Source organism: Rhodococcus mengyinensis, assembly GCF_048381435.1.
Lineage (GTDB): Bacteria > Actinomycetota > Actinomycetes > Mycobacteriales > Mycobacteriaceae > Rhodococcus_F > Rhodococcus_F opacus_D.
In genome coordinates this window covers 24,011-44,702 of the sequence record NZ_JBLWIT010000055.1, presented here as the reverse complement: position 1 = coordinate 44,702, position 20,692 = coordinate 24,011, and the positions used below count along the sequence as shown (strand labels likewise).

Genomic DNA, 20,692 nt, shown 5'->3' with positions numbered 1-20,692 from the left:
GTTCTCCTCAGATTCGTGCGGCTGTCCAGAAACCGGACTGGGTGGCCTCGTACAGGCGGCCGCCGCGGAAGCGGGTGCCGATCGTCTGCACACGGTCGTCGTCGACGGCAGCGGACAACACTGTGGACGGGACCCGTGGGGTGGCCCAGACGACGGTGCCGGTCTCCGGGGCCGTCGCGCCGAGTCCGATGGTGACACCGTGTTCGGTGAGCAGGCCGGTGAGGTGTTCTCGCTCCATGTCGTTGGTGTCGACGCCGACGGCGTCTTTCGGGGAGAGCAGGGTCGTGTGTTTGCCCTGCTCGGCGAGCCACAGGGCCGCGAACATGGCGGTTTCGGTCTCGCCGAAGACGGTGACGTCGTCGGCCGCGGGTGCGCGCCGCTCGGTGAGCATGGTGACGGCGTCGAGGCAGTCGTGGGTGGGGATCGTCCCGGTTGCCAGCAGCACCGAGTCCCACGCGTCGAGGTCGAGCGAATCGCCCGCGGTACCGAGACGGAGGGTCACGTCCGATCGGTCGAGCTCGGTCTCGTAGAAGGCCATAAGGTTCTCGATCTCGGCGCGGAACGCACCTGGCGCGGCCCAGGCGTGAAGCTGCCCACCGATGCGGTCGGCGCGGTCGACCAATTCGACGTCGTGGCCCCGGGCGGCGGCGAGCAGGGCGGCTTCGCAGCCTGATGGGCCGGCGCCGACGATGAGCACCCGTCGTCGCACCGCCACGGGCCGTCGGGCCTCGGCTGCGCGGCGTTCCTGGCCGAGGGCGGGGTTGATCACGCATTGAGTACGTTTGCCGTTGAACATCCACCGTGAGATGCATTCGTTGACCGCCAGGCAGCGTCGCACCCGATCAGGTTCGCCCCGGCGGGTTTTCGCCACCGTCTCGGGGTCGGCGAGCTGTGCGCGGCCCAGTGCCACGAAATCGAGTTCCCCGTCGCCGACGGCCTTGTGCATGTCGTCGAGCAGCCAGGTCAGGCGACCGACGCCGATCACCGGCACGGACACCCGCCTCTTGACCGCCTTCGCGTACCCGACGAGGGATCCCGGGGCGATCATCGGCAGCAGGGTCGCGGCGGTGTCGTAGTTGCCCGCGCTGACGTCGAGTGCGTCGACGAGCGGGTCGAGCATCTCGCAGAACGCGAGCCCGTCGTCGAGGCTGAGGCCACCTTCGTAGGGCTCCTCGGCGCTGAGGCGGTACAGCAACGGGACGTCCGGTCCGATCTCCGCGCGGACAGCCTTGACGACCTCGAGCGCGAACCGGGCGCGGTTCTCGAGTGGGCCGCCCCAGTCGTCGGTGCGGTGGTTGGTGAACGGGGACAAGAACTGTCCCAGCAGGTAACCGTGGGCACCGTGCAATTCGACGGCATCGAAACCCGCGGCGACGGCGCGGCGGGCACCCTGCACATAGCGGTCGATGAGGCCGGGTATCTCGTGTTCCTCGATGGCCCGCGGCGGCGTGCCGAACGCACTGGTGATTCCTGCGGTCGGAGCGATGGGTGGTTCGTTGAGCTCGGTGTTGCCCTGCGAGTTCTGGCGGCCGGTGTGATGGAGTTGGACGGCGATCTTGGCGCCCTCGTTGTGGACGGCTTCGACCAGGTCCGACAGGCCGGCGCGGAACCGGTCGTGGTCGATGCGGATCGGGTGGCCGACGGTGCGGCCGACTTCCCAGTCGATGGACGTGTTCTCGATGATGATCAGTCCGACCCCGCCGCGTGCACGTGCGCGGTGATATTCGATCAGTCGTTCGTCGACCTCGCCGAAGGTGCTCGCGAACTGGGTGAAGATCGGGGCCTGCACGAACCGGTTGCGCAGGGTCATCTTTCCGATTTGGCCGGGCTGGAAGAGTGGGCCGTCCTGCGGCGCGCGCACGCCGGCGGGATCGGGTGTCGTGATCGTCATGGTGGTGCCTGCCTTTGCGTCGTTGAAATGAGGCGCTGATCACAGGCTGGCACGGATCCAGGGGGCCGGTCTTGGCGTGGTGAGCACGAAACTTCACCGGAAGCGCACACCCTTACGCGGCAGTGGACTGCCGCCGCGCCTCGCGCGGTGCCACACCGAATCGGGTGCGGTACGCGCGGCTGAAGGACGACGGGCTGTCGAAGCCGCTACGGATGGCGACCTCGGCGACCGGTAGCTCCGGTCCGGAACCGAGCAGCAGGCGCTGGGCGCGCTCGAGGCGGCGGCGTCGCAGGAATTCCCGGGCGGTCTCGCCGGTGCCCTGAAAGAGCATGTGCAGATAGCGCACCGATACCGCATTCGCCCGCGCGACCATGTCCAGCGTCAGATCCGGGTCTCCGAGGTTGCGGTCGAGGAAGTCCTTGATCTGCAACAAAAGGACTTCCCTGGAGTCACTCACATCGCCGCGAGTACGCGCGAGGGCGGAATGCAGCAGATCGACCGCCATCCGGCCCGCGGTGTGCGCCGCGTCGCGGTCGAGCGAGGTCTGCCGCATCGACACGTCGAGCCACCCGGTCAGCAGTCGCAGGGTCGCCGAATTCTCGATCGTGCGCACGAACACGGAATCGAGGTCGGGGACGGCGCCGGCCAGCAACGCGCGTGGGATGAACATCGTGCTCTTGACGAGCGTTGCGGCACTGAAGCACTCGACGGGACGCACGCCGTCCCACAGCGCGGCAGTGCCTGCCCGCACCTCGGTTGTCCTGCCTTGCTGGGTCAGGATTTCGGTCCCGCTGTGCACCATCAGGACCGCGGCATACTCACCCTGTGTGTTTCGTATCTCGGGAGCACTGCGACGTCCACTCATGCGCCCGACGCGGCAGCCGACCACCCACGGTTCACCGAGATCGACACGGGTAGTGGTGGGCGCCACTGCGGGATCGAACTCCAGGTTCCACGGCAGATGGCTCGTCCTGAACGGGTTACCCGGTGCGTCATCGACGAAGGTGCGAGTGGCCGAGGGGTTGTCGTGTGCTGATGTGTCGCGCATGTGTTCATCACCGTTCGCCGGAGAGCCTGTTGGTGTGAACCACATCATATCGTAGGTCAACTATGGCTCCCACCACGGTGACTGGTCCGTGGGCGACCCAACGGAACGGGTTCCGCCCTTCCATCGAAGGACGGAACCCGTTGCAGCCGAAGACTAGAAGCTGGTGCGACCGGCATCGACGAGTTGTGCGAGTAGTGGTGCCGGCGTCCACGTTCGACCGTGTAGGTTCTCGAAGTCGCGGATCTTCTGCAGGGTGACGTCCAGGCCGAGGGCTTCGGCGTAGTACATCGGCCCGCCGCGGAAGGCTGGGAATCCGTATCCGTCGACGTAGACGACGTCGATGTCGGAGGCGCGTTGGGCGATTCCTTCACCGAGCAGTGTGGCGCCTTCGTTGACGAGGGCCAGGACGCAGCGGTCGATGATTTCCTCGTCGGTGATCGTGCGGCGTTCGATGCCGTCCTCGGCGGCGCAGGTGCGGATGATCTCGTCGACGGCGGGGTCCGGAACCGGTGTGCGGCTGCCCTTCTCATACCGGTAGTAGCCTGCTCCGCTCTTCTGCCCGAACCGTCCGTTCTCGCAGAGGGTGTCGGCGACCCGCGAATACCGGACGTCTTTCGGCCTGGTCGGGGCCAGTCGCTTTCGCGCAGCCCAGGCGATGTCGAGGCCGGCCAGGTCCGACATCGCGCACGGACCCATCGCCATACCGAAGGCTTGCAGCGCGGCGTCGATCTGCTGCGGAGTCGCACCCTCTTCCAGGAGGAACTCGGCTTCGCGCCGGTAGGGGGTGAGCATGCGGTTGCCGATGAAGCCCTCGCACACCTGCGACAGCACCGGGATCTTCCCGATCTGCTGCGCGAGCGTCAGGCCGGTGGCGACGACGTCGTCGGCGGTGGCTTCCCCGCGGACAACCTCGACGAGTTTCATGATGTTGGCGGGGCTGAAGAAGTGCAGACCGATCACATCGGACGGACGGCTGGTGGCACGGGCGATCTCGTCGAGGTCCAGTCGGGACGTGTTCGACGCGAGGATCGCCCCCGGCTTGCAGAGGGCGTCGAGTTTGCTGAACACCTCCTTCTTCACGCCCATGTCCTCGACGACGGCTTCGACGACGAGGTCGGCCTCGGCGGCGGCGTCGAGATCGAGGTTCGGTTCGATCAACGCGATGCGGTCGCGTGCCTGCGTCTCGGTGAGTCTGCCCTTGGCGGTCGATGATTCGTAGGTCTTGCGCACCAGGGCCGTTCCCCGGGTCAGGGCGTCCTGATTCTGCTCGATCAACGTGACCGGGAGTCCGCCGTTCGCGAACGCCATGGCGATCCCGCTGCCCATGGTGCCGGCGCCGACGACCGCCACCCGGGAGATCGGCCGCGCGGACACGGGGGGAACGCCGGAGAGTCTGGGGGCGGTCTTCTCCGCGAAGAACACGTGCCGCAGGGCCGCGGATTCCGGACCCCGCAGCAGGCCGAGGAAGGCGGCCCGCTCGAAGGCGAGCCCGGCGGCGGCAGGAAGCCGGGTGGCGGTCTCGACGGCGTCGATCGCGGTGAGCTGGGCCAGACCGTTGCGGGTGCCGGGCCGCACCGTCCGGCGGGCGGCGTCGAAGTCGACACCTGCCGCGGCGGCCGGCGGCAGGCTGTCGACCACCGGTCCCGAGACGCTGGTGTCGACCTGGGTGCGGAGGAAATCGAGGGCGGCGCCGAGCGGATCGTCGTCGAAGCAGTCGTCGGCAATACCGAGTTCGGCCGCCCGGGCGCCGGACACCGGCGTGCCCTGCTGGATCAGCCGCAGCGCGGCCGCGGCACCGATCAGCCGGGGCAGGCGCTGAGTCCCGCCGGACCCGGGGATCAGTCCCACGTTCACCTCGGGCAGGCCGAGTTTCGCGTCCCGGTGTGTGATGCGGTAGTGGCAGGCGAGAGCGAGCTCGAGTCCACCACCGAGGGCGAAACCGTGGATGGCGGCGATCACCGGTTTCGGTGAGTGAGTAATGGTGGTGAGGACGCCCGGCAGGGTGGGGTCGGCGGTCGCTGCGGGGGTGCCGAATTGGCGCAGGTCGGCGCCACCGCAGAACCCCTTGCCCTCACCGACGACGATGACAGCACCAACGTAGTCGTCGGCGGCGGCACGGGCGACAGCGGAGGCGAGTCCGGCGCGGACGGTGTCCCCGAGGCCGTTGACGGGTGGGTTGGCGAGGCGGATGACGGCGACGCCGTCGCGGACCTCGTACCGCACTGTCGGTGATGGCTGGTGTTGCTGGGACGTGCTCATGGACCCTTTTCCTCGGATGCTGATTGCGGGTGTCGCGGTCTTCTCCGTTGTCGCCTCTCAATCGTGTCCGATTCTGCGGCGCCGTGGTGTTCCGATTTGGAACAACCGGACGCCCCCTGGTTGACCGATCCTGGAAGTACACACCACACGCCGCATCCGGCGTCCCGAAGTTCGCCTGCCGCGCGAACTGACGATCAATTCGCATTTCGATTTTCAGGAGACAACCGTGACCGCCACCGCGACCCGTGATCCGAACACCGAGTTGGACGACGACGACTTCCGCGACATCCTGGCCCACACCCGGACTTTCGTGCGCAACGTCGTTGTCCCGCGTGAGCAGGAGATCGACGAGACGGACGCGATCCCCGCCGAGATCCGGACCGCGGCCAAGGACATGGGCCTGTTCGGGTTCGCCATCCCCCAGCAGTGGGGCGGCCTCGGCATGAACCTCGTGCAGGACGTCGAACTCGCGATGGAGTTGGGCTACACCACCCTCGCGCTGCGGTCGATGTTCGGGACCAACAACGGCATCGCCGGTCAGGTACTGGTCAGCTACGGCACCGAGGAGCAGAAGACGACCTGGCTCGAGGGTATTGCGTCGGGTGAGGTCGTTGCCTCGTTTGCTCTGACCGAGGCCGGCGCCGGCTCCAACCCGGCCGGGCTGCGCACGAAGGCGGTACGCGACGGCGACGACTGGCTGATCACCGGGGAGAAACGCTTCATCACCAACGCCCTGATCGCGAACCTGTTCGCCGTGTTCGCCCGTACCCGGCCCGCCGACGGTGAGGGCCCCGGTATTGCCGTCTTCCTCGTGCCGGCCGACGCCCCCGGCGTCCAGGTGGGGAGCAAGGACCGCAAGATGGGGCACGCCGGATCGACCACGGCGACCGTGCACTTCGACGGCGTGCGGGTGCCGTCGTCGGCGCTGGTCGGTGGCAGTGAGGATGTCGGCTACCGTGCCGCGATGACGTCGCTGGCCCGCGGCCGGGTGCACGTCGCGGCGCTGGCGGTCGGGCAGGCGCAGCGTGCGCTCGACGAGTCGGTGGCCTACGCGGCGACCGCAACCCAGGGCGGCACCGCGATCGGGGACTTCCAGCTTGTGCAGGCGATGCTCGCCGACCAGCAGACCGGGGTCATGGCCGGGCGGGCCCTGGTGCGTGACGCCGCCCGCGCCTGGGTCGAGGGCACCGACCGGCGGATCGCCCCGTCCATCGCGAAGCTGTATTGCACGGAAATGGTCGGCAAGGTCGCCGACCTGGCGGTGCAGATCCACGGCGGCAGCGGGTACATGCGCGAGGTCGCCGTGGAGCGGATCTACCGCGACGTCCGGCTGTTGCGCCTCTACGAGGGCACCAGCGAGATCCAGCGCCTGATCATCGGCGGCGGCCTGGTCAAGCAGTCCCGCAACACCGCAGGCGGGCAACGATGAGCAACCAGCTACCCGGTCTACTGCCCCTCGACGGAATCACCGTCGTCAGCTTCGAGCAGGCCGTCGCTGCTCCGATCGCCACCAGGCACCTGGCCGATCTGGGTGCCCGCGTGATCAAGGTCGAACGCATCGGTGAGGGCGATTTCGCCCGCAACTACGACAGCGCCGTGCACGGAATTGCCTCGCATTTCGTCTGGCTCAACCGCGGCAAGGAATCGGTGACCGTCGACCTGAAAGCGGCCGAGGGTGTCTCGGTGATCCGCAAACTCGTCGACCGGGCCGATGTCGTGGTCCAGAACCTCGCGCCCGGCGCCATGGACCGGCTCGGTCTGGGCGCGGAGGAACTGCGCCGGGATCGGCCCGAGCTGATCGTGGTCAACATGTCCGGATACGGCACCGATGGGCCGCTGAAGGACCGCAAGGCCTACGACATGCTCGTCCAAGCCGAGACCGGGCTGTGCTCGATCACCGGCACCCCCGAGTCCGCCACGAAGACCGGTATTCCGGCCTCGGATATCGCCACCGGTATGTATGCCCTCACCGCAGTGCAGGCGGCGCTGTTCCGCCGCGAGCGGACCGGCGTCGGCGCCGTTGTGGATGTGTCGATGTTCGATGCCACCGTCGAGTGGCTCGGCCACCCGATGTACTTGCAGATGTACCAGGACACGCAGGTGCAACGGATGGGACTGAGTCACGCCTCGATCTCACCTTACGACGCCTACCCGACCATCGACGGCCGGATCCTCATCGGCGTGCAGAACGACCGCGGCTGGCGGGCCCTGGTCACCGAGGTGTTCGACCGCCCCGACCTCGTCGAGCACCCGAAGTTCGCGACCAACATCCTCCGGGTCCGGCACCGAGCCGAGACCGACGCGGTCGTCGCCGAACACACCCGCCGGTTCGACACCGACGAACTCGACAAACGGCTCGCCGCAGCGGGGGTGCCCGCCGCACGGTTGAACGACATGCGCGATCTCATCGACCACCCGCAGCTGTCCGAGCGCGACCGGTGGCGCCAGATCGACACCGAAGCAGGCCAGGTCCGGGCCGTGTTGCCACCGATGACCTTCACCGACGTCGAACTGCCCATGGGACCGGTCCCCGCCCTGGGACAGCACACCGACACCGTGCTCACCGAACTCGGCCTCACCGACGCCACGATCGCCGCATTGCGTACCGGGGGGGTTGTCGGGTAGATGCCTCACTTCTCCCGATAAACCGTCGGTGTTTCATTTCGGAACAACCGCGCATACTTGTACTGACCAACAATGTGACGTGGAACACTGTTGCATCGGATAAGGGGAGCACATGGCTCAGCGCACCGGTGGAGGCAAATCCGGTCGTGTAGCCGGTCCACTCGATCAGGAGCGGATCCGACGAGCGAAAGAGGAGTTGCTCGCCAAAGGGTTGCTGGACTCGGGCACGCTGAACACTGGGGTCCGAGAGGTCATCGATCGTAGCTGGCGGCGTTGTATCGGTGAGGAAGTGCAGTCCGTCCAGCCGCCGTACCGGGGGAGTCTGGTCACCAATTCCGCTCTCGAGGAGGCTGCGGAGCCGGTGCTGGCGCGCTTGGCGGATCACCTGGCCGACGTGCGTGTCGCGATGTTCCTCAGTGACAGCAGCGGCAACATCCTCAGCCGCAAGGCCAGCGAACCGCGCCAGCGCTCTCGCCTCGACAGTGCGTACGCTGCAGAGGGGTTCGACTTCTCGGAGCGCACTATCGGCACCAACGGGATGGGAACCTCCCTCGCTGAGAGACGTCCGCTGGTGATCCAGGGCAACGAGCACTTCAGCGAGCGATTGGCCGCGTTCTCCTGCGCCGGGGCCCCGGTCTTCGAGCCCTTCACCGGTCGTCTGCTGGGAACGTTCTCACTCGCCGCCAACACCGAGGACGCGTCCCCTCTGATGGGAGCGATCACCGTCGACGTCGGGCGGCAGATCGAGAGCAACCTCGCCGCGACACTCGAAATGCACGATCATGCCCTGGTCCGGTCCTACCTCTACGCGAATCGGAACAAGCGCGATCAGGTCATCGTGATCAACGAGCAGACCATGTTCGCCAACACCGCCGGCCTGTCCCATCTGGGTCCTGGCACGCACGCCATGCTGTGGCACTACCTGAACGACAACGCACCCACCCGGGACAAGTGCCGGATGCCGATACCACTGCAGTCCGAGTGGCACGAGGCCGAGGTGGAAATGATCGACCGTGGGTCCGGATCGAGCCCCACCTACATGATTCGAGTGCTGCCCGAACAGGACAATGGCCTGCGACTGGACCGGGGTGAGTCCGTCACTGCGCGTCGCCGATCGCCCAAGGCGAAGCGATCACCCCGACCGCCGGTGCATCCGGTGCCCGCGGTCGACGAGCAGCTGTCCCTGGTGGCTCGGCACCGTGAATGCCTTGCACTCGACGGAGGCCCGGGTACCGGGAAGCTTCACACGGCCACTGCGTTCCTGCGCACGCACTTCGCGGCGCAGAATCCCCACGTGGTCGATGTCGCGACACTCTTGCCGGACGAGGGGCCGCAGTGGTTCGTCGCAGCTTCAGCAGCCCTCGAATCGGGACGTCCGGTGATCGTGCAGCACCTGCAAGACCTCACCCCGCTGCAGGTGAATCGGGTCAAGGCGCTCATGCGTCCCGCGGAATCGCACGTTCCGGTTGTCGTCACCGTCGATGGGGACAGCGCCCCCGCGCACGTCAGTTCCCTGATCAGTCAGATGGCCACCACCGTGGCGTTGCCCGAACTCCGAGACATGGGCGAACACATTCCCGGCCTGATCGATGCGGTCCTGTCGGAACTGGAAGGTCCTGAGCAGTCGACGAAATTCTCCTCCGAAGCGCAGCAATTGCTGATTCGCTGGAGCTGGCCCGGTAACCTCGCCGAACTGCGCCGGACCGTAGAGCAACTCGTCCGCCGTATGCCCGGCCGGGTGATCCAGATTGCCGACCTGCCGGCTCAGATTCAGGGGGCTGGGTCCGGGCGTCGGCTGTCCATGATCGAGACGTCCGAGCGCGAGACGATTCTGCGGGCTCTCCAACAGTTCTCGGGCAATCGCAGCAAGGCCGCGGAGGCATTGGGAATCGGCCGAACCACGCTGTATCGAAAGATGCAGGCTCACAACATCGAAGTGTGAGCCTGCATCCTCTCGTCACGTCAGGCTCGGGCGCTGAGTTTCTCGGTCACCACGGGGATGACCTTGTCGGCCAGGTACTGGATGCGCGCCGATCCGGATTCGATGGACTCGCCGGGCAGTTGCGCCCAGTAGTGGAAGTCGCGGATCTGGGGATAGGTGGTGGCCAGCGACACCAGTTCGTCGACCGCCATCGAGGCGTCCATCAACCGGTAGGCGCCGGCGTCGAGGATGGACTGGGTGTCGGGGAACTGTGACGGCTGATTCGGGCCCTCGAACGATCCCCACTCGATGTATTTGTTGAGCTGGTACCGGGCGTGCTCGCCCACCTGCGACCAGACTCGCTCAGGATCGTCGGCGACGATCGCCCACTGGCTCGCGTAGATCCGCGCATCGGCAGTGCTTCCGCCATGGCGTTCGACGGCGTCCAGGTAGACCTGGCAGTGGTCGTTCGACAGGGTGATCAGGCCGTCGCCGAGTCGGGCGGCCCGATCGATACCCGGCTCGGACTGGCCTCCGATCAGCAGTCGCGGCGACACTTCCGGCAGGGGTGTCACCGGAACTCCGGGCAGCGAGAAGCGCTTGCCGTCGAAGGGTTCTCCGCTGCCGCTCCAGGCGCGTCGGATCACGGCGATGGCATCTTCGAGTAGGCTCGGGCGTTGCTTGACCGTGCGCCCGAAGGCGGCGAATTCCATTGCGCGGTAGCCCAGTCCGACGCCGAGCTCGAACCGATTGCCGGTCAGCAGCGACAACGCCGCGGCGTCCTCGGCGAGGCGCACCGGCTCGTGCAGACCCGCGACGATGATGTTGGTGCCGATCCGCATCGTCGACGTCCGTGCGCCGATCGTCGCGGCGACCGTCAGCGGGGAGGATGCGTAGTCGTCGTCGGCGAAGTGATGTTCGCTCAGCCACGCGGAGGTGAATCCGAGTTGCTCCGCCCAGACCACCTGGTCGATGGATTCGCGGTAGAGACTGCCGAGTGGCTGCCGCCACTGGGCCGGGTTTCGGAAGTCGTACCAGAGGCCGAACGTCGGGACGTGAGATGAGGTCATGAGGGGCTCCACAACTGTGGGGAGGGATGACGAAGTGAGGGGTGGGCGAGCGAATCAGACGAAGAGCATGCCGCCGTCGATGAGGGCGGACTGGCCGGTCATGTAGTTCGAGTCCGGTCCGGCAAGGTAGGAAACGAACCCTGCGACGTCCTCGCCCCGGGACACTCGTCCGAGCGTGATGCCAGCGGCCATGGCCTTCATGGACTCACCCTCGCCGACATTGTTGATGGCGCCGAGGTCGCGGTCGACCTCCACCCACATGTTGGTGTCGACGATGCCGGGGCAGTAGGCGTTCACGGTGATGCCGTGCTCGGCCCATTCCTGCGCGGCCGCCTGGGTGAGGGCGCGTACACCGAACTTGGACGAGCTGTAGACGCCCAGCAGGGGGAAGCCCTTGTGGCCGGCGATCGAGGACGCGCCGATGATCTTGCCGCCGGTGCCCTGCTTGATCATCTGCCGTGCCGCCTCGGTGTAGCAGAGGAAGACGCCGCGGCCGTTGACGGCGTGAACCCGGTCGTACTCCTCCGGGGTGACGTCGAGGAGCGCTTTGGTCTGCGCGATGCCCGCGTTGGCGACGAAGACGTCGAGGGAACCGAGCTGTTCGGCGGTGTCCACGACCAACTGCCGGACCGAATCATGATCCGACACATCGCCGGTCAGGGCAACCGATCGTCTGCCGAGCGCTTCGATGCCCTTGCGGGTGACGTCGAGCTCGTCTTTCATCGACGGCAGGTCCGAAACGGCGACGTCGTGGCCGTCCTGGGCGAGGCGCAGGGCGATGGCCTTCCCGATGCCGCGTGCGGCACCGGTTACATGTGCAACTGTCATTGTCATTCTCCTGTAGTGAAAGTGGGTGGGATCAGAGTGTGGGATCGACGAGCAGCTTCATCTTCTGGCCGGCGCGGAGCGCCTCGAACCCCTGCTCGATGACACCGCTGAGGGGCACGGTGTCGACCCATCCGGTGGTGTCGTAGTGGCCCCGGGCCATGAGGTCGATGACGGCCCGGTAGTCGTCGCCGGTGTAGCAGATCGTTCCCTGGATGCGACGCTCGCGCAGAACGAGGTTGATCAGCGGAGTGGGCAGTGGCTTGTCGTAGATCGCCACGCTGATCAGGGGTCGGCGTTCGCCGACGCACTCGAGCGCCGAGGTGACCGCCGGGGCGACCCCTGCGGCGTCGAATGCGGCGTCGACACCGTCACCGTTGGTGCGGTCGGCGATGAGTGCGGACACGTCCTGGCTCGTCGGGTCGAGTGTCCGCGCGCCGAGCGCCTCGATCGAGGCGCGACGGGTCGGTGAGGGCTCGACCACGTCGATCTCGGTCAAACCCATCCCCCGCAGCGCGAACCAGAGACCGATGCCGATGGGGCCGGCGCCGTAGATCAGCGCACTACTCTGGTCGCCCACCTCACCGAGAACGGCGGCGTGGTACGCGACGGCCATGGGTTCGACGAGGGCGCCCATCTCCAACGGGATGCTTTCGGGAAGGGCGTGCACCTGGTTGCGGGGGACGACGGTGTACTCGGCCATGCCGCCGTCCGCCATGAGGCCGTGGAAACCCACCGAAGTGCACAGGTTGTAGCGACCGGACTTGCAGGGGCGGCACTCACCGCAGCGATAGACCGGCTCGATGGCGACGTGGTCGCCCTCGTGCACATCCGTCACACCTCCGCCGACGTCGGTGACGACACCGGAGAACTCGTGCCCGATGACGAGGGGCATGGCCTTGCCGGTGAGCGGGTGCGGGTCGGATGGCGGGATGAAAATCGGCCCGTCGTAGTACTCGTGGAGGTCGGTTCCGCAGATTCCGTTGCGGCTGACCCGCACCTTGACCTGCCCGTCTCCGGGTGTCGGCTCGGGAACGTCTTCGATCTCGAGCTTCTTGTTGCCGTAGTAGACGGCAGCGCGCATGGCTACTCCTGGTGTCGCAGTGGTGGGGTCGGCCGCTCAGACGATGCGGACGAGTTTCTTGTTCGCGAACTCGTCGAGGCCGAAGCGGCCGAGTTCCCGTCCGATTCCGGAGTTCTTCACGCCACCGAACGGCAGGTCCGGGGCGCTTCGGATGGTGGTGTTGACACCGACCATGCCGACGTCGAGCCGGTTGGCGACGTAGTCGGCTTCGTTCTCGTCGCGGGTGAACACCGCGCTGCCGAGACCGTACGGTGAGTCGTTGGCCAACTCGATGGCCGCGTCCACCGACTCGACTTTGTGCAGCACGGCGACCGGGCCGAACAACTCTTCGTGGAACGCGTGCATCGCCGGGGTGACACCGGAGAGCACCGTGGCCGGGTAGTAGGCGCCGGGGCCGTCCGGGACCTCACCGCCGAGGTGGACGGCGGCGCCCTTGGCGATCGCGTCGTCGACCAGGGCGGCCAGATCGGCACGGGCGGCGACGGATGCCATCGGGCCGAGACGGGTGTCCTCGCTCATCGGGTCTCCGGCCCGCCATTGCGCCGCCTGTTCGACGAACGCCGGGACGAACTGGTCCCAGACCGAGGCCTCGATGATCATCCGCTTCGACGACGTGCATGCCTGGCCCGCGTTCCAGAACCGGCCGGCGACCGCGGCGGTGACGGCCGTGTCCACGTCTGCGCCGGGCAGGACGATCAACGGGTCGGAGCCGCCCAGCTCGAGCACGCACTTCTTGAGGTGGCGTCCGGCATGCGCGCCTACTGCGCTGCCGGCGCGTTCGGATCCGGTCAGCGACACACCCTGCAGGTGAGGGTCGGCGATCATCGTCGCGACCTGATCGGTGGTGGCGAATACGTTCTGGTAGATCGCGGCAGGTGCTCCGGCCGCGTCGATGATTTCGGCGATTCGCAGGGCCTGCTGCGGGCAGGATCCGGCGTGCTTGATCAGAATCGTGTTGCCCAGCAGCAGGTTCGGAGCGACGAATCGGGCGACCTGGTAGTAGGGGAAGTTCCACGGCATGACGCCCAGTAGTGGCCCGATCGGCGCGGTACGCACCAGTGCCCGCCCGGTGCCGGCGATGTCGAGTTCTTCGTCGGCGAGCAGGGCCGGCCCGGCGGTGGCGTAGTAGTCGTAGATCGAGGCCGACAGTTCTACTTCCGCCTCCGCCTGTGCGATCGGCTTGCCCATTTCGAGAGTCATCAGCTTGGCCAGCTCGGTGGCGTGCTGGCGGTGTAGCTCGGCGACCTTCGCGAGCACCGCCGCCCGGTCGGCCAGATCGACCTCGCGCCACAGCCGGTAGGCGTCGGCGGCTCGTACGAGCGCCTGATCGGCGTCGGCGTCCGACATCGTGGCGAACTCACGCACCACGGTGCCGGTGGTGGGGTCGACTGTTGCGTACTTCGTCATTCCTCGTCCTTCGTTGCAGATCGAATCCGGCTTCGCAGGGTGTGTCAGATCGCCGGCTCGAGGACGTCGTCATTGGTGGTGTAACTCGGGTATCCGGTCGACGATTCGGCGGCGAGGGTCGAGCGGTATTCCTTGAGTCCGCCCAGGTAGAACAGGACCGTGCGCTTCTTGCCCGGGATGTTGGCGCCGAAGATCCAACCGGCAGCCTTCGAGAACAGGGTCTGATTGGCGATGTCCGTGCAGGTCTGCGTCCATTCGGCTTCCGTGTCGGGCTTGACGTCGATCCAGCCCGCGTCGGTCGCCGAGACGTGGCGGACGGCGTCGCCGATCCATTCGACCTGAGTCTCGATCGACGGGGGGAGGTTCGTGAACGGACCGTTGGGGCCGAGGATCATGAACATGTTGGGGAACCCTGCGGTGGTCATGCCGAGGTAGCTCGTCGGCCCCTCGCTCCAGTGTTCCTTCAGGGTTTCACCCCCGCGGCCGCGGATGTCGACGCGCACGTAGTTTCCGTCGACGGCGTCGAACCCCGTGGCGCACACGAGGACATCGAGTTCGTGGAGGGTGCCGTCCTCAGTGACGATTCCCTTCTCGGTGACCTTCGCGATCGGGTTCTCCTTGACGTTCACCAGTGTGACGTTGGGGCGGTTGAAGGTTTCGTAGTATCCCGAGTCGCACAGCGGGCGCCGCGCGTACAGGTCGGTGGGCGTGAGCTTGCGGGCGGTCTCCGGGTCCTTGACGACCTCGGCGATCTTGCGGCGGATGAACTTTGCCGCCTCTTCGTTCGCGTCCTCGTCGGTGGCGATGTCACCGAACGTCTCGAACATGAACCGGAACCCGCCGCCCTCGTTCCACGCCTTCTCGTAGACGGCTTCGCGCTCTGCTTCATCGAGGCTGAAGGTCTCGACGGTGCTCTCCACGAAACCCATGGCGGTGCTCGAGTTGTGGACCTGTTCCCAGATGGCGTCGAAGTTGTCGCGGTGATGCTGAATCTGTTCCGGGGTGAGCTCGCGGTTTCCGGCGGGCACGCTGTACTGCGGGGTGCGCTGGAACGACGTCAGATGCGCGGCGATGGGGGCGCTGGCGGTGATCACCTGGTTGCCGGTCGATCCGTTGCCGATGACACCGACCCGCTTGCCGGTCAGGTCCAGGTCCTCGGGCCACGCGCCGGTGTGCACCAGGCGGCCCTCGAATGTCTCGATGCCCGGGAAGCTGGGCATGTTCGTCGCGGACAGCAGGCCGAGGCCGGTGACCAGGAAACGGCACCGGTACGTGACGCCGCGGTCGGTCCGCACGGTCCAGGTGCCCGAGGGCTCGTCGAATTCGGCGTCGGTCATGCCGGTTTCGAGCTGGATATGCTCACGCAGGCTGTAGCGATCGACGACGCCGTTGAGGTACTCGAGGATTTCGGGCTGGGTCACGAACTTGGTCTTCCACGGGGTCTGCTCGTAGAGGTCGCGGTCGAACGAGTACTGGTAGACGAAGCCCTCGGAGTCCGAGAGCGCTCCGGGATACTTGTTCCAGTACCAGGTTCCACCGACTCCGCCGGCCTTGTCGATGGCGACGGCGTCGAGGCCCAACTCGTTGCGCAGCTTGTACAGCATGTAGATCCCGCCGAATCCGGCTCCGACGACGAGGGCGTCGAGCTCGTGGATCTGATCGTGAGCGGCTGCATCCATGGCACATGTTCCTTCGGTCTCGCGTGGTGTGGCGTGCGCCACTTGCTTGGGACCATCATGGAAGGGGACACAGGTGCCGTAGTTGTTCCAATTTGAAACAACGGCCGAACATGGGCTGTGACCTGCTCCGATACTCGATCTGTGCGCTCGAATTCCCCGAAAACGCCGCTGGCCCGGGACGTGGTGACGTCCCGGGCCAGCGAAGTGGGTGATGGTGTTGAGCAGGAGTGAGTGGGGGTGGTCTCCGGTGCGTGGCTAGTCGATTCCCGGTATGAGCAGGACCTTGCCGGCGTCGCTCCCTTGTAGGTCCAGGGCTTCCTGGAATTTGGACAGCCCCATCCGGTGAGTGACAAGCGAGTTCAGATCGAGGCGTCCCTGTGACACCAGGGAGCCGAGGACATCCCAGGTCTCCCAGAGGGATCGGCCGAAGCTGCCTTTCAGGGTGATGCCGTGTTTGATGACATATCGGGTGATGTCGAGGGCGAAAGGTTGTCTGGGCACTCCGATACACACGGCGGTGGCCTCGCGGCGCAACGACTGCAAAATGATGTCGAGTGCGCCGGGGGCGCCGGTGCAATCGAAACCCACATCGAACCCGTGCCGGTCGGCGGCGTCGTTCAGGCACCATTCGACGGCCGCTTGATCGGACTCGAGGGCGACAGCGCCGAAGGATTCGGCGATGCCGCGACGAAAGTCGTTCGGCTCGATCGCGACTATCCGCCTGGCCCCCGACAGGTGGGCGAGCTGAACAAGTGCCAAGCCGATCGGTCCGGCGCCGGCGATGATCACCGAGCGCCCGGCGAGGGTGACCTGGCTGCGCAGCATCGCATGCACCGCAACACCGGCTGACTCGAACAGGGCACCGGTTTCAGTGGGCACGTTGTCGGGCAGTGCATAGCAGGCGTGTTCGGTGACGACCAGCCGCTCGGCGAACCCACCGTCGACGTGCAGGCCGAGCAGCGCCATGTTCAGGCAATTGTGTCCTTGACCGATGCGGCAGTGGTAGCAGTTCCGGCACGCGATATGCGATTCGAGGGCGACGCGGTCGCCGAGTCGGAGGGTCTCGACGCCCGGTCCGACCTCAATGACGGTTCCGGCGACTTCGTGGCCGAGGACCACCGGCAGCTCGAGACCGAATGCTTTCGCGGTGGCGCTGTAGCGGACGAGTTCGCGGTCGGTGCCGCACGGTGACGCGGCGGCGACGGCAATGCGGACCTCACCGTCTACGACGGGGCGCTCGGAGTAGTCGGTGATGTACTCGAAACCGTCGGTGGGGGTGGTTTTGACGATGGCTTTCATGGCGATCTCCCAGGGAAGAGGCGATCAACGAGGAGCTCGTTCAGGCGGCGGCGATACCTGCGGTCAGACCACCGCACACGTAGAGGATCTGTCCGTTGACGAATCCGGCCCGGTCGTCGAGGAAGAAGCCTGCTGTGTGAGCGATATCGTCCGGTTGTCCGATGCGCCGAACGGGAACGGAATCGACGATTTGCTTGGTGCGCTCGGGATCGTTCGCCTTCGTAAACAACTCCGTCGCGATCGGCCCGGGGCCGATGGCGTTCGCGGTGATACCGAGCGGCCCGAGTTCGAGCGCCCACACCCGGGTCAGGCCAATGAGTCCGGCCTTCGACGCGGCGTAGGCGGTGCGCAGTTCCTTGCCCAGTGCCGCCCGGGACGTCATGTTCACGATTCGCCCGAAGCCGGCGTCGGTCATACCGGGTAGCAGGGCCTGGGTGCACTGGACGGCGCAGCGCAGATTGAGAGCGAAGGCCGCGTCCATTTCCGCGAGGGTCTGCTCGCGCAGCGGTCCGGGGAAGACGGCGCCGACGTTGTTGACCAGCCGTGTGACGGGACCGTTGGCCAGTACCTCCTCGAGCGCCGTAGCGGTGGACGCGGTGTCGGCGAGGTCGGCGAGCACACTCTTGCCGATCGGGGACGGGTCGCGATCGATGACGACGACGTCCCAGCCTCGGGCCATGCCTTCCTCGGCGATGGCGCGGCCGATGCCGGAGGCACCGCCGGTCACGAGTAGACGTTCGGGAGAGGAAGACACGTTCATACCGTCGCAATCGGGGTCAGAGGCGACCCGGTTGCGCCGGGTAGCCGAAGTGGGGGAGCGGTGAGCAAGAATCGGGAGCGGTGTTGCGCCCGGAGATGGTTCGCGAGGTCGGAGAGCCACCAGAGTTCACCGAGGTGCACGCCGAGCCGGAACAGGCATAGCTCGTGCAGTGGGAGAGCGGGGGCGTCGCGGAGTTCGGTGGTCGGGGGAAATGCCTCGACCGCGTAGTTGTCGGCGGCGATCGCGGCGACTCCGCTGTCGCGGATCCAGTCGTGTAAAGCAGGGTCGGAGCCGTCGAGGACCGCGCACACTCGGAGCGCCTCCGGAGTGGGGGTCCCCTGCTGCGCGAGCACGTGCCGAGCGAAGCCGGTGTGCAGCACCAGCAGGTCACCGGGTTCGACGACGACGTCGTCGGCAGCGAGCACTCGCGCGAGATCCTCGTACCCGACGGCGATCCGGTCCGCGCCGAAGTGGGCCTCGAGGTCGACGAGGACGGCGCGGCCCTGCACGCCGTGCCGCGCCATGTGACTGATGTCGACCGGGCCCGCGTGCGAAGTCGACGCACGGCCGTCCTCGGCGCCGTCGAGGCAACCGAGGCTGCCGATCCCCGCCCCGTGGGCTCCGTCCGGTCCCACGACGTCGGCACCGGCACGCCAGCCGTTGTAATAGACCCGCTCGGGTGCACCGTCTCCGTTCGCGTCGAACAGTGCACCGACGTGACCGAAGGCATCCCATTGGGTCGAGTACTGGGTGTGCAGGACAACGAGATCGTCACTCATCACGTCGGTCGCCCCGGAATGGGCGACCGCCATGTCGCAGTTGAAATTGACCGCCCCCGCCCGCAGTGTGGGTCGCACGACGGGCGGGAACCGGTTGGCGTTGAGTGCGGTGCCGCCGGGTAGGTCGAGTGGCAAGGACAGGCTGAACACGAGGCCGTCACGGACCTCGGCGACACCCTTGCGGACCTGGGAGGGGCCGAGCAAGTTCAGCCGTCCGAGCACATCCTCCGGGCCGAAGTCCCCCCAGGTCGAACCTTCGGGTCGGTTCCGCCAGCGTGTCATCCTCTACCTCTCCTGCTGCAGTCCAGATCCTGCGGTGTCCTAGTCCGGAAGCGAGCACGTGCCGGTCGGACGGTGACTCATGACTCGTCGTCGGGCTCCATGACCTGATGGATCTCGATCATGTTTCCTGCCGGGTCGGTCAGGAAGATCTGGTACCAGCCCTCGACTGACCAGATGCCCCAGTCGTCGAACGGAATGTTGTTGTTGCGCAGGCGCTCCATCACGGCTTGGATATCGTCGGTGCGGAAGGCGACATGTCCGCCGATGAGGGGATTCACCGTATGACCCTCTGTCAGAGCGAGATACGGCTGGCGGCGTGTGGCATGCAGCTGAAGTTCGTCCTTGTCGCCGGCATCGTAGAAGCGTGCGCGAGTCGCCCACTCCTCGTCACCCGAATCGCCGCTGTCCGCCGACCGAGACGTCGCAATCATCGGGGGGCTGGCGATCTCGCCGAGTCCGAGGGCGTCGGAGTAGAACTTGCCCAACTCCCCCATATCGTCCGAGGTCACGTTCACGTGGTGCAGGCGCAGATACATCGTGTTTCCTTCCTTCGTGCACGGTGCGCGACGGCCCGTGCGGTCTTGGTCCCCTGGCCTGGGCGGTCTCGCCGCGGCGCTCGAAGCGCGCTGGGGATGTGACCCTCATGGCGGGTGCCGCGCCAGGTGGCGCTCTTCACATGATTACCCGCCGGAACCAACAAATCCAATACGAATCCGGTGGCAACTAATATCGTCAGAGTATTAGTGTGGCATTTCATGGACCTGCGTGACCTCGAAGCATTCATCGCGGTGGCCGAAGAGCTGCATTTCGGTCGGGCCGCGGCCCGTTTGCACATGGCGCAGCCGCCGCTGAGCAATCGCATCACCCAGCTCGAAAACGAGTTCCGGCTCAAGTTGTTCCAGCGGACGACGCGCAACGTGCGGTTGACCGACGCGGGGGAGCGGCTGCTCGGACCCGCACGGAGGGCGGTGAACCAGGCGGCGTCGGTGCGGGAGTTGGCGACCGCGATCGCCTCGGGCGAGGAAGGCCGGGTCCGGATCGGCTTCGCCGGTGCGTCGAGTCAGCGAGTACTGCCCCTGCTCACCCGGGCAGTCCGCGCAGCGCATCCCGGAATCGACCTGGTCCTGCAGTCCCAGACATACGTGTACCGGGCGTTCGACCTGCTCGTCGCGGGCGATCTGGATCTCGCGTTCGTCCGGATACCGGTCGCGCGTCCCGAACTCAGCTACCGGGTCGTCGAGGTGGAGCAGGTGCTCTGCGCGTTGCCGACAGGGCACCGGCTCGCCGATCGCGACAGCGTGCGCCTCGAGGACCTGATCGACGAGGACTTCGTCAGCCTCCCCGAGGACAGCGGATCGATGCTCCGGTTGACGATGTACTCGATGTGCATGTCGGCGGGGTTCCGGCCGAAGATCACCCAGGTGGCGCCGGATTCGAGCACGGTGCTCGCCCTGGTTGCGGCGGGCGCCGGCGTGACCATCACGCTGAGCTCGGTCTGTCAGGCGCAGAGCGTCGGGATTGTGTACAAGCCGGTCGAGGGCGCCGAGCCGTCCCACCTCTTCCCGGCTCTTGCCTGGCGAACCGACAACACCTCGCCCGCCTTGCAGCGCGTGCTCGCGGTCGGTGAAGCCGCCCTGCCGACACCCGACCTCGATTCATACGGTTCGGATATGAACAATTGAGAAATGAGTCTTGGACAAGATAGATCATGAGCCGATAACTTTCTTGCGTGTGGCGGGCGTCACGCTTCGCCGTTCGAGGGA

At 66.5% G+C, this 20,692-nt stretch carries 16 protein-coding genes; 4 read left to right on the top strand and 12 right to left on the bottom strand.

The window, feature by feature from the left end; all coding sequences use genetic code 11:
• Positions 1 to 7: 7 nt before the first annotated feature.
• The 3 genes from ACNJ7E_RS11005 to ACNJ7E_RS10995 all read right to left on the bottom strand — a co-directional run bounded on the left by ACNJ7E_RS11005 (position 8) and on the right by ACNJ7E_RS10995 (position 5,198).
• Complete coding sequence (locus ACNJ7E_RS11005; protein WP_418339847.1) at positions 8 to 1,891, bottom strand: oxidoreductase; 1,884 nt, start codon at positions 1,889 to 1,891, stop codon at positions 8 to 10.
• Positions 1,892 to 2,003: 112 nt separating this feature from the next.
• The gene (locus tag ACNJ7E_RS11000) at positions 2,004 to 2,939 is read right to left on the bottom strand and encodes a helix-turn-helix domain-containing protein (RefSeq protein WP_418339846.1); all 936 of its coding nucleotides are present in this window, start codon (positions 2,937 to 2,939) and stop codon (positions 2,004 to 2,006) included.
• 153 nt (positions 2,940 to 3,092) lie between these two features.
• Positions 3,093 to 5,198 (bottom strand): 3-hydroxyacyl-CoA dehydrogenase NAD-binding domain-containing protein, encoded by a 2,106-nt coding sequence (locus ACNJ7E_RS10995; RefSeq protein ID WP_418339845.1) that lies wholly within the window; start codon positions 5,196 to 5,198, stop codon positions 3,093 to 3,095.
• A 226-nt stretch (positions 5,199 to 5,424) separates the two neighbouring features.
• Here ACNJ7E_RS10995 and ACNJ7E_RS10990 point away from each other — a divergent pair, with 226 nt between their 5' ends.
• The 3 genes from ACNJ7E_RS10990 (at position 5,425) to ACNJ7E_RS10980 (ending at position 9,765) form a co-directional block, all read left to right on the top strand.
• Entirely contained in the window at positions 5,425 to 6,627 is a 1,203-nt protein-coding gene (locus ACNJ7E_RS10990) for an acyl-CoA dehydrogenase family protein (protein ID WP_418339844.1), read from the top strand.
• Positions 6,624 to 7,823, top strand: coding sequence for a CaiB/BaiF CoA transferase family protein (locus ACNJ7E_RS10985; RefSeq protein WP_418339843.1), 1,200 nt, complete (start codon positions 6,624 to 6,626; stop codon positions 7,821 to 7,823). Before ACNJ7E_RS10990 ends, ACNJ7E_RS10985 begins: the two co-directional genes overlap by 4 nt.
• A gap of 112 nt (positions 7,824 to 7,935) precedes the next feature.
• On the top strand, positions 7,936 to 9,765 hold the full coding sequence (locus ACNJ7E_RS10980) for a sigma-54-dependent Fis family transcriptional regulator (RefSeq protein WP_009476378.1): 1,830 nt from the start codon (positions 7,936 to 7,938) through the stop codon (positions 9,763 to 9,765).
• Between the two features lie 20 nt (positions 9,766 to 9,785).
• Here ACNJ7E_RS10980 and ACNJ7E_RS10975 read toward each other — a convergent pair whose 3' ends face one another.
• From ACNJ7E_RS10975 to ACNJ7E_RS10935, 9 genes are all read right to left on the bottom strand, one after another.
• Positions 9,786 to 10,814, bottom strand: coding sequence for an LLM class flavin-dependent oxidoreductase (locus ACNJ7E_RS10975; protein ID WP_009476379.1), 1,029 nt, complete (start codon positions 10,812 to 10,814; stop codon positions 9,786 to 9,788).
• A 54-nt stretch (positions 10,815 to 10,868) separates the two neighbouring features.
• Entirely contained in the window at positions 10,869 to 11,642 is a 774-nt protein-coding gene (locus ACNJ7E_RS10970) for an SDR family oxidoreductase (RefSeq protein ID WP_317762953.1), read from the bottom strand.
• 31 nt (positions 11,643 to 11,673) lie between these two features.
• Entirely contained in the window at positions 11,674 to 12,723 is a 1,050-nt protein-coding gene (locus ACNJ7E_RS10965; RefSeq protein WP_418339842.1) for a 2,3-butanediol dehydrogenase, read from the bottom strand.
• A gap of 36 nt (positions 12,724 to 12,759) precedes the next feature.
• Positions 12,760 to 14,130: an NAD-dependent succinate-semialdehyde dehydrogenase gene (locus ACNJ7E_RS10960; RefSeq protein WP_418339841.1), complete on the bottom strand. Its 1,371-nt coding sequence runs from the start codon at positions 14,128 to 14,130 to the stop codon at positions 12,760 to 12,762.
• Between the two features lie 44 nt (positions 14,131 to 14,174).
• The gene (locus ACNJ7E_RS10955; protein WP_418339840.1) at positions 14,175 to 15,809 is read right to left on the bottom strand and encodes a flavin-containing monooxygenase; all 1,635 of its coding nucleotides are present in this window, start codon (positions 15,807 to 15,809) and stop codon (positions 14,175 to 14,177) included.
• Between the two features lie 255 nt (positions 15,810 to 16,064).
• Complete coding sequence (locus tag ACNJ7E_RS10950) at positions 16,065 to 17,108, bottom strand: zinc-dependent alcohol dehydrogenase (RefSeq protein ID WP_418339838.1); 1,044 nt, start codon at positions 17,106 to 17,108, stop codon at positions 16,065 to 16,067.
• A gap of 40 nt (positions 17,109 to 17,148) precedes the next feature.
• The gene (locus tag ACNJ7E_RS10945) at positions 17,149 to 17,868 is read right to left on the bottom strand and encodes an SDR family oxidoreductase (protein ID WP_317570348.1); all 720 of its coding nucleotides are present in this window, start codon (positions 17,866 to 17,868) and stop codon (positions 17,149 to 17,151) included.
• Entirely contained in the window at positions 17,865 to 18,929 is a 1,065-nt protein-coding gene (locus ACNJ7E_RS10940) for a cyclase family protein (RefSeq protein ID WP_418339837.1), read from the bottom strand. The genes ACNJ7E_RS10945 and ACNJ7E_RS10940 overlap by 4 nt, the downstream gene beginning before the upstream one ends.
• 77 nt (positions 18,930 to 19,006) lie before the next feature.
• Entirely contained in the window at positions 19,007 to 19,465 is a 459-nt protein-coding gene (locus tag ACNJ7E_RS10935) for a VOC family protein (protein ID WP_009476387.1), read from the bottom strand.
• A gap of 219 nt (positions 19,466 to 19,684) precedes the next feature.
• Here ACNJ7E_RS10935 and ACNJ7E_RS10930 point away from each other — a divergent pair, with 219 nt between their 5' ends.
• Entirely contained in the window at positions 19,685 to 20,611 is a 927-nt protein-coding gene (locus tag ACNJ7E_RS10930) for a LysR substrate-binding domain-containing protein (protein ID WP_317570345.1), read from the top strand.
• The last annotated feature ends 81 nt before the right edge of the window (positions 20,612 to 20,692 follow it).

Excerpts from the sequence above, each read along its gene's own strand:
- ACNJ7E_RS11005 (WP_418339847.1), bottom strand. The coding sequence starts at position 1,891 with ATGACGATCACGACACCCGATCCCGCCGGCGTGCGCGCGCCGCAGGAC.
- ACNJ7E_RS11000 (WP_418339846.1), bottom strand. The coding sequence starts at position 2,939 with ATGCGCGACACATCAGCACACGACAACCCCTCGGCCACTCGCACCTTC.
- ACNJ7E_RS10995 (WP_418339845.1), bottom strand. The coding sequence starts at position 5,198 with ATGAGCACGTCCCAGCAACACCAGCCATCACCGACAGTGCGGTACGAG.
- ACNJ7E_RS10985 (WP_418339843.1), top strand. The coding sequence starts at position 6,624 with ATGAGCAACCAGCTACCCGGTCTACTGCCCCTCGACGGAATCACCGTC.
- ACNJ7E_RS10980 (WP_009476378.1), top strand. The coding sequence starts at position 7,936 with ATGGCTCAGCGCACCGGTGGAGGCAAATCCGGTCGTGTAGCCGGTCCA.
- ACNJ7E_RS10975 (WP_009476379.1), bottom strand. The coding sequence starts at position 10,814 with ATGACCTCATCTCACGTCCCGACGTTCGGCCTCTGGTACGACTTCCGA.
- ACNJ7E_RS10970 (WP_317762953.1), bottom strand. The coding sequence starts at position 11,642 with ATGACAGTTGCACATGTAACCGGTGCCGCACGCGGCATCGGGAAGGCC.
- ACNJ7E_RS10965 (WP_418339842.1), bottom strand. The coding sequence starts at position 12,723 with ATGCGCGCTGCCGTCTACTACGGCAACAAGAAGCTCGAGATCGAAGAC.
- ACNJ7E_RS10960 (WP_418339841.1), bottom strand. The coding sequence starts at position 14,130 with ATGACGAAGTACGCAACAGTCGACCCCACCACCGGCACCGTGGTGCGT.
- ACNJ7E_RS10955 (WP_418339840.1), bottom strand. The coding sequence starts at position 15,809 with ATGGATGCAGCCGCTCACGATCAGATCCACGAGCTCGACGCCCTCGTC.
- ACNJ7E_RS10950 (WP_418339838.1), bottom strand. The coding sequence starts at position 17,108 with ATGAAAGCCATCGTCAAAACCACCCCCACCGACGGTTTCGAGTACATC.
- ACNJ7E_RS10945 (WP_317570348.1), bottom strand. The coding sequence starts at position 17,868 with ATGAACGTGTCTTCCTCTCCCGAACGTCTACTCGTGACCGGCGGTGCC.
- ACNJ7E_RS10940 (WP_418339837.1), bottom strand. The coding sequence starts at position 18,929 with ATGACACGCTGGCGGAACCGACCCGAAGGTTCGACCTGGGGGGACTTC.
- ACNJ7E_RS10935 (WP_009476387.1), bottom strand. The coding sequence starts at position 19,465 with ATGTATCTGCGCCTGCACCACGTGAACGTGACCTCGGACGATATGGGG.
- ACNJ7E_RS10930 (WP_317570345.1), top strand. The coding sequence starts at position 19,685 with ATGGACCTGCGTGACCTCGAAGCATTCATCGCGGTGGCCGAAGAGCTG.